The 11633-nt window shown below is 29.6% G+C and carries 13 protein-coding genes; 11 read left to right on the top strand and 2 right to left on the bottom strand.

What is annotated here, in order from left to right:
• Positions 1-52: 52 nt before the first annotated feature.
• The 5 genes from ACZ41D_RS04960 (at position 53) to ACZ41D_RS04980 (ending at position 5019) form a co-directional block, all read left to right on the top strand.
• The gene (locus ACZ41D_RS04960) at positions 53-1384 is read left to right on the top strand and encodes an ABC transporter substrate-binding protein (protein WP_464152820.1); all 1332 of its coding nucleotides are present in this window, start codon (positions 53-55) and stop codon (positions 1382-1384) included.
• A 71-nt stretch (positions 1385-1455) separates the two neighbouring features.
• On the top strand, positions 1456-2370 hold the full coding sequence (murB, locus tag ACZ41D_RS04965) for a UDP-N-acetylmuramate dehydrogenase (RefSeq protein WP_464152821.1): 915 nt from the start codon (positions 1456-1458) through the stop codon (positions 2368-2370).
• Positions 2371-2383: 13 nt separating this feature from the next.
• The gene (locus ACZ41D_RS04970; RefSeq protein ID WP_464152822.1) at positions 2384-3115 is read left to right on the top strand and encodes a PHP domain-containing protein; all 732 of its coding nucleotides are present in this window, start codon (positions 2384-2386) and stop codon (positions 3113-3115) included.
• A gap of 18 nt (positions 3116-3133) precedes the next feature.
• Positions 3134-3985: an RNase adapter RapZ gene (gene rapZ, locus ACZ41D_RS04975; protein WP_464152823.1), complete on the top strand. Its 852-nt coding sequence runs from the start codon at positions 3134-3136 to the stop codon at positions 3983-3985.
• Between the two features lie 17 nt (positions 3986-4002).
• Positions 4003-5019 (top strand): gluconeogenesis factor YvcK family protein, encoded by a 1017-nt coding sequence (locus ACZ41D_RS04980; RefSeq protein WP_464152824.1) that lies wholly within the window; start codon positions 4003-4005, stop codon positions 5017-5019.
• Between the two features lie 2 nt (positions 5020-5021).
• Here the strand turns inward: ACZ41D_RS04980 and ACZ41D_RS04985 are convergent, their stop codons facing one another.
• Positions 5022-5573 (bottom strand): hypothetical protein, encoded by a 552-nt coding sequence (locus ACZ41D_RS04985; RefSeq protein WP_464152825.1) that lies wholly within the window; start codon positions 5571-5573, stop codon positions 5022-5024.
• Between the two features lie 167 nt (positions 5574-5740).
• Here ACZ41D_RS04985 and ACZ41D_RS04990 point away from each other — a divergent pair, with 167 nt between their 5' ends.
• Positions 5741-6019: an autorepressor SdpR family transcription factor gene (locus ACZ41D_RS04990; protein ID WP_464153118.1), complete on the top strand. Its 279-nt coding sequence runs from the start codon at positions 5741-5743 to the stop codon at positions 6017-6019.
• On the top strand, positions 6006-6638 hold the full coding sequence (locus ACZ41D_RS04995; protein ID WP_464152826.1) for an SdpI family protein: 633 nt from the start codon (positions 6006-6008) through the stop codon (positions 6636-6638). The genes ACZ41D_RS04990 and ACZ41D_RS04995 overlap by 14 nt, the downstream gene beginning before the upstream one ends.
• 23 nt (positions 6639-6661) lie before the next feature.
• Here the strand turns inward: ACZ41D_RS04995 and ACZ41D_RS05000 are convergent, their stop codons facing one another.
• Positions 6662-7699: a M42 family metallopeptidase gene (locus tag ACZ41D_RS05000; protein WP_464152827.1), complete on the bottom strand. Its 1038-nt coding sequence runs from the start codon at positions 7697-7699 to the stop codon at positions 6662-6664.
• A 226-nt stretch (positions 7700-7925) separates the two neighbouring features.
• Between ACZ41D_RS05000 and ACZ41D_RS05005 the strand changes: the two genes are divergently transcribed.
• From ACZ41D_RS05005 to ACZ41D_RS05020, 4 genes are all read left to right on the top strand, one after another.
• Entirely contained in the window at positions 7926-9407 is a 1482-nt protein-coding gene (locus tag ACZ41D_RS05005) for an ISLre2 family transposase (protein WP_464150702.1), read from the top strand.
• Positions 9408-9945: 538 nt separating this feature from the next.
• Complete coding sequence (locus tag ACZ41D_RS05010; RefSeq protein WP_464152828.1) at positions 9946-10347, top strand: NUDIX hydrolase; 402 nt, start codon at positions 9946-9948, stop codon at positions 10345-10347.
• Between the two features lie 46 nt (positions 10348-10393).
• A complete protein-coding gene (gene whiA / locus ACZ41D_RS05015) occupies positions 10394-11365 on the top strand; it encodes a DNA-binding protein WhiA (protein WP_464152829.1) in 972 nt (323 codons plus the stop codon).
• A complete protein-coding gene (locus ACZ41D_RS05020; protein ID WP_464152830.1) occupies positions 11355-11621 on the top strand; it encodes an HPr family phosphocarrier protein in 267 nt (88 codons plus the stop codon). The genes whiA and ACZ41D_RS05020 overlap by 11 nt, the downstream gene beginning before the upstream one ends.
• Positions 11622-11633: the final 12 nt, after the last annotated feature.

Genomic DNA, 11633 nt, shown 5'->3' on the forward strand with positions numbered 1-11633 from the left:
ATCAGGGTCTTTTTTTATTATTTGAAGAATATTATATTTAAGAGGTGGTATCATGACGAAAAAAGTTTTAAAATTAATTATTACAACATTATTGATCGCTTTTATAATAATATGGCCAATTTATACTAATTATTATAGAGAAGTAGATACTAAAGAAGATGAAGAAGATTCTTGGAAAGGAGTAATAAGGCTTTGGGATTTTCCAAGATTAGATATAAATACTGGCAGCAGATATGGATGGATAAATGATAAGATAAAAATGTTTGAAAGACAAAATCCAGGTGTTTATATTGAATTAGAACCAATTGATTGGGAAAATGGTCCTATAAAGTTAGAAGTTGCTTTAAAAACAGGTTCGCTTCCAGATATAGCTCCTATTGGAAGTGATTTTGAATGTATGAGTGATGATATGCTAGAACCTTTGGATTCCTATTTTACAGAAGACGAGAAAAATCAGTTTAAATATCAAGCTATTAGGTCAGTAACTTATAATGGAGAAATGATAGCAGTGCCTTTTGCTATGACAACTTATGCCATGTATATTAATCTTGATTTATTTAGACAGAGGGGAGTAGAACCTCCAATAGATGGAAATTGGACCTATGATGAATTTATAGAAAAGATGAAAAAACTTACATGGGATGACGACGGAGATGGTAAAAATGATTATTATGGTTTTATGTCTTTTGTCAAACCTAATTACTATAACATATGGGGGATAATATTAAGTGATGGTGCAGAGATATTAGATCAAAATAGTGGAGAGTATATTTTTTACGGAGAAAAAGCATTAAAGGGAACTCAAAAAATTGTTGACTTGAGAAACAAGTATAATGTAACTCCAAAAGAGTTTGGATATCTGGATGAAAATAATGCTTGGGATATGTTTGCAAAGGGAAAAAGAGTAGCAGTATATCCTACTGGCTCATGGGCTGTGAATGTTTTAGAAAATAATTACTTAAAAGGAGAAGGATTTGATTTTGCAGTAGCTAACTATCCAATAGGAGAAATGAGAATACCAATTTCGTTAAATAACGGAGTAAGTGCTTATGGTATATTTAAGCAGCAGGATAAGAAAAAATTAGACATGTGTGTGAAATTCCTTAAATTTATAACTAATGAAGAAAATCAGAGGACATTAGATAAATTAGGATTATTTCCTGTGAATAAGAATGTTAATGACTTGTATAGCAATAATGAAAAGATGAAAAGATTGGAGGATTGCTTATATTATACACAGATAATACCAAGACATGAAAAATGGAAAGATATTGATAGGATTTTGCAAGCTCAAATTAGATTGGCTATAATAGGAGAAAAAACTACTCAAGAGGCATTGGATGAAGCTAAAAATCAAGTAGAGTATTTACTTAAAAGGAAATAGTATTGTTTATATCTATAAAAAAGGATATACTAAAATAAGGATACATAGCGTAAGTGAAGGGAGCTGATGTTTTGAATAAAAATGAAGTTTATAAACTTTTTAAAGATATAATTAAGAGTGGTAGCGTATTGATTGATGAGCCTATGAAAAAACATACCTCTTTCAAAATAGGAGGTCCAGCAGATATTATGATTTTACCAAAGACTATTGAAGAGGTGACTTCTGTCATAAATATATGTAGGAATGAAAGCATAGATTATTTTATTATTGGCAACGGAAGCAATATTTTAGTTAGAGATAAAGGAATAAGGGGAATAGTTATAAAACTTTCAGAGTACTTGAATAAGGTTGAAGTCAATGGCGATAAAATTATTGCACAATCTGGAGCATTATTGTCTGTAGTGTCAAAGTTTGCTTTAGAAAACTCCCTTACAGGTTTAGAGTTTGCAAGTGGAATTCCTGGGTCATTGGGTGGTGCTGTAGCAATGAATGCCGGAGCATATGGAGGAGAAATGAAAGATGTAATAAGCAATGTAAAATGTTTAGATAAAGAAGGGAATTTGGTAGAATATAGTAATGAAGAACTAAATTTTGAATATAGATATAGTCGTGTACAAAAAGAAGAATTAATAGTATTAGAAGTTGAAATGATACTTAGTAAGGGGAACTATGACGATATAAAGTCTACTATGAACGAATTGGCTTATAAAAGAAATTTAAAACAGCCGTTACATCTACCTAGTGCTGGAAGTACCTTCAAAAGACCTAAAGGATATTATGCTGGAAAGTTAATAGAAGACGCTGGGTTAAAAGGTTTAAGAATGGGAAATGCACAAGTTTCTGATAAGCATTCTGGATTTATAGTTAATCTAGGAAATGCTACTGCCGAGGAAGTTATTAATTTAATAAGGGTTGTACAGAAAGTTGTATATGATAAATTTGGAGTCAATCTTGAGCCTGAGGTTAAAATACTAGGAGTAGAATGAGAGGGGATATCTAATGAAGATATATGCTGACTATCATACACATACTGTATATAGTCATGGTAAAGGAACTATAAGGGACAACGTTGAAGTTGCTATAAAAAAAGGATTAAAGGAAATTGGAATAACTGACCATGGGCCAAGTCACATGGGATTTGGCGTGAGTAAAGAAAATTTAAAAAAAATGAGAAAAGAGATTGATCAATTAAATAAGGAATATCCAAATATAAACATTTTATTAGGAGTGGAAGCTAATGTAATAGGCTATGATGGTACTATAGACGTTGATGAAGAAATAATAAAATTTTTAGATATTCTTTTAGTAGGATTTCACTTTGGAGCAAGACCTAAATCTATTTCTGATGCTTATAAGTTCTATATTTTAAATAACATCAGTAAGATAAGTAAAATTGCAGCTGAAAAAGCAAGAAATCTTAATACACAAGCACTTATAAATGCTATGGATAGATATGACATTGATTTGATTACACATCCAGGAGCAAAGGTTGATGTTAATGTAAAAAAACTTGCTAAAGCAGCTGCAAAAAAAGGTACTGCTCTTGAGATAAATGCTAGTCATGGACAATTAACTGTAGAATATATTAAAATTGCTATGGAAGAAGATGTCGATTTTATCATTAGCAGTGATGCTCATAAACCTGAAGATGTTGGAAATGTTAGTGCAGGAATAGAGAGGGCTGAAAAAGCTGGATTACCATCAAATCGTATTAAAAATACAATAGATTAAATAAAAGGGTGAGGTTTTATGGAATTTATTATTATTACTGGATTGTCTGGTGCTGGGAAAAGTCAAGCTATGAAGGTAATGGAGGATATTAACTATTATTGTATGGACAATCTTCCACCTGCTTTATTGCCTAATTTTGCAGAACTATGCTATGAGTCAAAGAAGAAAATTGACAAAGTGGCAGTAGTGGTTGATATTAGAGGTGGTAGGTTTTTTAATGATTTATTTAAGAGTTTGGATACACTTAAAAAACACAATATAAAATATAGGATATTATTTTTAGATGCTTCTGATGATATCTTAATAAAGAGATATAAAGAGCTTAGGAGGCCCCACCCTTTAAATCCAAATGGAAGAATAATAGAAGGAATCACAAAAGAGAGAGAAAAACTAACTGAAGTAAAGAAACGAGCAAATAATATTATAGATACTACAAATCTTACTATTGGTATGCTGAAAGAAGAGATAAAGAAGATATTTATTGAAGGTAAAGAATCTAACAATTTAACTATATCTTTTATTTCATTTGGATTTAAGCATGGAATACCTTTAGATGCAGACTTGGTTTTTGATGTGAGGTTTTTACCTAATCCATACTATGTTGACGAGTTAAAAAACTTTACAGGTAACGATAAGAAAGTGAGGGATTATGTTTTAAAATGGGAACAGACAAATATATTTATTAATAAATTGACAGACTTGCTTGATTTTCTTATACCTTACTATATTAAAGAAGGTAAAACTCAGTTGGTAATAGCAATAGGTTGTACTGGGGGACAGCATAGGTCTGTTACCATAGCTAATGTATTGTACGAAAAATTTAAAGAAAAAGGAAATAGAGTAACTATTGACCATAAAGACATAAAATAGTAAAGGGGTAAAATGGAATGATTAATTTTGGTAAAAAAAATTGTAGTGGAGAAGTTATTAGGAATGGGCCTAAAGTAGTAGTTATTGGTGGAGGAACAGGGTTATCAGTATTATTAAGAGGTTTAAAAAAATACACATCTAATATCACGGCTATAGTGACAGTTGCAGATGACGGTGGAGGTTCTGGTATTTTGAGGGAAGATTTAGGCATGCTTCCACCAGGTGATATAAGAAGTTGTATATTAGCTTTAGCAAATACCGAGCCAGAGATGGAAAAACTTTTGCAATATAGGTTTACAGAAGGTCAGTTAAAGGGTCAAAGTTTTGGAAATTTATTAATAGCTGCTATGAATGGAATTCATGGAAATTTTGAAAAAGCTATCAAAGAGGTAAGTAATGTTTTAGCTGTTACAGGTAAGGTTTTACCAGTAACGCTAGATGATGTTAAAATATGTGCAAAGTTAACTAATGGGAAAGTGATCGAAGGAGAATCAAATATAACACTTAAAAATAAGGAAATTAAAAGCAAAATTGATCACATATATGTTGAACCAGAGGTTTGCTATCCTTTAGACGAAGCTATTGAAGCGATAAATGAAGCTGATGCAATAGTTTTAGGTCCTGGAAGCCTTTATACAAGTGTTATACCAAATCTACTAGTCAAAGATATGGTTGAGTATATTTATAATGCTAATTCTTCTAAAATATATATATCTAATGTTATGACACAACCTGGAGAAACTGATGGATATAGCTTAATTGATCACGTTGATGCAGTTATAAAGCACAGCAGAGAAGGATTTATTAATTATGTAATAGCAAATGTTGAACCAATTCCTAAATCATTATTGAGTAAATATTCTGATGATGGGTCTGAGCCAGTTTTGGCTAAAAAAGAAGAAATAGATAAATTAAAAAATAAAAATATTAAAGTAATAACTGATAAATTAATTGATATTAAAAAAGATTATATAAGGCATGATGCATTAAAAGTTAGTAAGATAATAATGGATATAATAAGCAGGGGAAATTAGTATTAATTTCTCCTGCTTTTTTCTTCAAGCATTTTAGAAATTAATTTTCCAGCACTTTTTTTAGTTAGATTTTCAAATGGGATATTCATATTTAAGGTATCAGAAAGTTTTTTAATAGTATCCATTTGTCTTTTAGTCGGTAGCTCATCATTTGGGTATATATATTGAGTAGTTTTGCTTTCTCCAATTGGTTTATTTTCTTCAGTTTTTTCGTTATTTTCAATACTTAACTCTTCTATTGCTGTCATACCAACATTAGTCAAATCTCTCAATACTCTTGCTTTTGCTCTAGTAGAAGCCATCCTTATTAAGTGAGGTACTATTTTAGTATTTACTGATTGAGGACTTGCATCACCATAGTCTGTAAATACTTCATTATCTGCAGTTGCTGTTGCTTTACATATTGCAAGCATATTGTTTTCATTAGTAGGGATTTGAATTAATTCTACTTTTATTGAATTTAAATTTTTTTGATGAGCTAAATCAAGAAGGCCTTCATAAGTGACATATGATTTTCCTTGTAGATTTACTATGAATTTTTCGTTTATTGGCATAAAATCACCTTCCTTTATTATAGTATTTTTATATTTTAAACAAATACACATGTATTTAATGTTAAAATAGAAAATTTAATAAAGTATTGACATAAATGAAAAAGTTGAATATAATGAAATTAGATATTTAGATAATTATCTAAATATCTAAGAAAGGAGATGATATTATCAATAATGTATTTAAGGCACTTTCTGATCCTACAAGAAGAAAAATATTAGAATTGCTGAAGGAGAAAGATATGACAGCTGGAGAGATTGCTGATTTTTTTAACATCAGTAAGCCTTCTATTAGTCACCATCTCAATATTTTAAAAAATGCTGATCTTGTATTGTGGGAAAAAAATGGGCAGAATATTATTTATTCACTAAATACTACTGCTATGCAAGAAATAACTAAGTGGATATTTAATTTTATGGGAAGAGGTAATAATAATGAAGATAAATAAATGGTTAATTGTTTTAATGCTCATATCTATTATTGCTACTATTTATATTTATGGGTCACTGCCAAATAGAATACCTACACATTGGAATATGAAAGGTGAAATAGATGATTATAGTGGAAGAGAATTTGTATTTTTTACTGCTATATTGCCTTTAGGATTATATCTTTTGATGATTATTGTGCCAAAGATAGATCCTAAAAAAGATTCATATTTAAAGCATAAAAAAGCTTATGCAATTACGATATTGTTCATAATAATTGTACTAATAGGAATCCACTGGGCAAGTATATTAGCTGCATTAGGATATATTGTCAATATTGGATTTATCGTAAAATTGTTTATAGGATTGTTATTTGTTGTTATGGGTAATTATATGAGCCAAATTAGGCATAATTATACTTTTGGGATAAGAACACCTTGGACGTTGGCGAATGAAACAGTGTGGAAAAAGACGCATAGAGTTGGAGGATATGGATTTATAATTTCAGGGATAATGTTTATAATTTCTGCTTTTATCGATAATACAGTTACTTCTGTTATAGCGTTTATTGTAGTTATGAGTGTTGCTGTTTTTTCTTTCATATATTCGTATTTATTATATAAAAAAATTACTGAATAAAAATAGGGACAGCTGTCCCTATTTTATTCAGTAATATATTTTATTGCAAGCTTTATAGTATTTTCTATAGCATCTATATGAGTTCTTTCATGAGAATGAGAAGCATCTACTCCAGGGCCAATTAGTCCATGCTTAAATGACCAGCCTGCTCTCATGGCAGCACTTGCATCAGAGCCATAATATGGATATATATCAATTTTATAATTAATATTATTCTTTTTTGCCACATTAACAAGTTTCTGCCTTAACTCATAGTCATAAGGGCCACTGGAATCTTTAGCACAAATAGTTACGCTATATTCATCAGAACTTTGTCCTTCTCCAGGAGCTGCCATATCTATAGCTATAAATTCGACAGTTTTTTCAGGGATATCTGCTGAAGCACCATGACCTACTTCCTCATAATTACTTATGAAGAAATTCGTCGTATATTTTGGTGTTATATTATTATCCATAATATATTTAGCTATGCCAAGGATAACACCTACACAAGCTTTGTCATCTAAATGTCTTGATTTGATAAAACCGCTTTTTGTTAAAGTAGTCCTAGGGTCAAAAAATACAAAATCACCAATACTAATTCCTAATTTTTCTATGTCCTCTTTATTACGGACTTTTTCATCAATCCTTATTTCCATAGTATCTTCTTTTCTTTGTAATTCAGACGCAGCTTGACCATGAACATGAGTCGAGGCTTTAGTTGTAAGTATTGTTCCTGTATAAGTTTTTCCATCAGAAGTTTTTATAGTACAATATTCACCTTCCACAGAATTCCACATATAACCGCCAATTTGAGTGAATTTAATTCTTCCATTGCTTTTGATTTCTTTTACCATACCACCAAGGGTATCTACGTGAGCTGAAAAAGTTATTTGTTTTTCATCATTTTCACCTTTAATTGTAGCAATGAGAGCTCCTTTATTAGTTTTGTATGTAGGTATATTTAATTCTTTAAAAAAATTGTCTACAAGGTTAATACATTCATGTGCATACCCTGATGGACTTGGAGTATTTAAAATTTCAATAAGCTTATCTGTTACATAGTCAATATTAATGTTCATTAACATACACCTCCTGTTAGTAGAGAAAAATAACATACAAATATATTATAACAAAAGAATATGATTTAAAAGAGATAAAAGTAGTTGTGAAATAACATTAACTTAGAGTATAATTTTAGTAGGCAAAAACAACAAAAATGAAAAAGATGCCCGAAAGCACCTTTAACATATATGAATCATCCAATATAATAGTAATTAATAAGAAAACTATAAAAGGGATGATTACATGTATAATATAAGTTTAGATGAAAAAGAAATTAATTTCAAGAACTTAGAGAAAATTATATATAAGCTTGTATGCCGACAGGCATGTGAAATGCTCGTAGAGCTATTAGAAAAATTAGATAATAAATTAATGAAAGAAAGAGATAAAGAAGAATATAGAAATAAAGGATTAAAGAAAACTACCATAAAAACAATAATGGGCGAAATTGAATATAAACGTAGAATATATCAATATACTACACAAGAGGGTAAAAGAGGTTACAAATGCCTTTTAGATGAATACTTAAAAATGGAAACCATAGGACATATATCTACAAATCTAGTAGAAAAAATAGTAGATCTAGCAACAGATGAATCATATAGAAAAACAGCAAATAAAATAACAGAAATGACAAACCAAAGTATAAGTCATTCAGCAGCTTGGAACATAATACAAAACTTAGGAGAACAACTAAAACAAAAAGAAAAACACGAAATAAAATTAAACAACGAAGAAAAATTACAAGGCAAAAAAGAAACAAAAATATTGTTTGAAGAAATGGATGGAGTGTGGATAAATATCCAAGGTAAAGATAAAAAGACTAAGGGAAAAGAGAAAAAAGAACTAAAATTAGGAATTTTTTATGAAGGCTGGGAGAAGAAGCATGAGAAAAAAGATAGATATGTACTAAAGAACAAAAAAGCATATGCAAGCTTTGGAAGTAGTAAAGAATTTAGAAAACTAAGACAAGCCAAAATAGCGAAACAATATAATACTGACGAAATAGAAACAAAAATAGTAAATGGAGATGGAGCAAACTGGATAAAAGAAGTTATAAAAGAAGACAATTCACACTTTCAATTAGATCCATTTCATAGAAATCAAGCAGTACTTAAGAACATAGAAGATAAGAAAAAGGCAAAAGAAATAATAAAGAAACTAAGCAATGGTAACATAGAAGAAGGATTAGAAATGATAACAAAACTAATGATAGAAAACAATGATAATCAAAAGAAAATGAAGAAATTACAGGCACTATATAATTACCTAGTAAACAACAAAGAAGGGATAGTGCTCTACAAACTTCGCCCAGACATAAATATGCCGCAACCACCAGAAGGAATTAAATATAGAAATCTAGGAACAATGGAACATAGCATATGTGATATATTAGCACAAAGGATGAAAGGGAATAAAACAAGTTGGTCAATACAAGGAGCCAGTAACTTAGCCAAGATACTAGCAGAAAAAGCAAGCAAAGAATTAGCAACAACAATAAAATCACTACTGAACAAAGAAATAAAAGAAGAAAAGCTTGAAGAAATAATAGAAAAAGTAGGATTAACAGCAGCAGAAGTAAATAAAAAGCCAAAGAAAAGCAAGATATACAAACACAAAAGAGCAAGCATGCCATTTAGTCAATGTTCAGTAACTAACGGAAGAAAAGCCATAAAGGACATGTTAGGTTGCAAATGTGCAAGTCAAATGAACCTAAGTTTTTAATATCTAATATATTATATAACTTAAAAGAATAAGCTAACATACGATACCTATGCTCTAATATAAGCCTAAAAAAATACAACATAATAGAGCATTAATACTGATGAATAAATAGAATTAGACCTAAAAATAGGGCTCTCAGACTTATTGTTATTCTATAATCATAAGTCTAGTATTATAGAATAACAATTTTGAAATCATTGTAAAGTATATGTAAATTTATTTTTAAAATTGTAGAAAGTATAAATAGAATACTCTTGCCCTATCGGGCATAAAAACATAATTAAAACAGCAAAATTGGATGATTAAATTTAAAAATAATAATTTTGCCAACTTTTACTTGACAGTATCTAACATTAACAAACAATTGATTTTTATTATTAGATGTTATAAAATATTTGTTAAATATTAAAAAATAGTATTATAGGATAATGCTATGTATCGCGCAGTTGAAACTTTTGCATATATATGTTAATTTTATCTTGTACAATAATATATTATTCTATAAAATTATTTTAGTAAAAATAGGAGTGGGTTCAACTTGAAGCATGAAGTTAGTGCAGGTGGAGTAGTTATATTTGGTAATGCTATTTTACTGTTGAGAAAGTATAATGGAGACTGGGTTTTACCAAAAGGCAGGGTTGAAAATAATGAGAAATTTAATGAGACTGCCATTAGAGAGGTTTTAGAAGAAGGAGGAGTGAAAGCACAAATAATACAATATTTAGGTAAAATTCAGTATACATTTAGAAATTGTAGAGAAGAAGATATGGTTATGAAAACAGTACATTGGTACTTGATGGAGAGCAGGAGCATGAATTGTACTCCACAAAGAGTTGAAGGATTTATTGAAGCTAGGTTTGTGCATATTAATAGAGCTGCTCAATTAGCAAAATATAATGATGAAAAGAAGGTAATAACTAAGGCTATTAATATAATTTGATTATAGATTATTTAACGATTAATTAATGCATAGAGGAATGATTTAAATGTCTTTTTCTTCAAAAACCAAAAATGAATTATCACGATTAGAAATTAGGAATAATTGTTGTGCTATTGCTGAATTAGCTGCTTTAATACACATGAATGGTTCTCTTCAAATTAATGGAAGAGGCGGTCTGGGGTTGAAATTTTTAACTGAAAATGCAGCTATTGCTCGAAGAATTTTTACTTTATTGAAGTTTTTATATAATGTAAATCCTGAAGTAATGGTAAGAAAAAATAAACAACTTAAAAAGAACAATAATTATTTAATGATTGTTAACTATACAGAAGATACAAAAAAAATTTTAAAAGCGTCAAGTATATTGAAAAATGATAATGATTTTTATAATATCAGCTATAAGATACCTGAAGAAATAGTGAAAAATAAGTGTTGCAAAAGGGCATATATTAGGGGGGCTTTTTTGGGAGCAGGTTCTATTAGCAATCCTGAAAGAACATATCATCTCGAATTTGTAGCTAGTAATGAGGAGTATGCTATAAATTTGTCTAAACTTATTAATTCTTTTGGATTAAATTCTAAAATTGTTACAAGAAAAGATAGTTATGTTATATATTTAAAAGAAGGAGAGCAAATAGTTGATTTACTTAATATAATGGGAGCTCATACTGCTTTATTAAAACTAGAAAACGTTAGAGTTGTAAAGGAAGTTAGAAACAATATAAATAGATTGGTTAACTGTGAGACCGCTAATCTTGGGAAAACGATTGATGCAGCTATCCGGCAAGTTGATAATATTGAGTATATTGATAGAACAATAGGAATTGATAAATTACCTAAAAATTTAATTGGTGTTGCGAGGTTGAGATTAAGTAATAAAGAAGCTAGTTTAAAAGAAATAGGATTAATGCTAAGTCCACCTATAAGCAAGTCAGGAGTTAACCATCGATTTAGGAGGATAGAGGAAATAGCTGATAAAATAAGAAGAGAGAGGAGGGAACATAACAATGATAAGTAAAAAAGCTATAGTAAAAAACAAAGTTGGGTTACATGCAAGACCTGCAGCTATATTTGTGCAGACTGCAAATAAATACCTAAGTGATATTTATGTTGAAATAGACAATAAAAGAGTTAATGCTAAAAGTATAATGGGTATCATGTCTTTAGGGGTATCACAAGGCACTGAAATAACTATTATTGCTAGAGGAGAAGATGAAAAAAAAGCTATTGAAGACTTGGTATATGTTTTAGAAAATGAAGTAGTTGAGGAATAAACTTAAATTTTT

It is taken from the genome of Brassicibacter thermophilus (assembly GCF_055378355.1).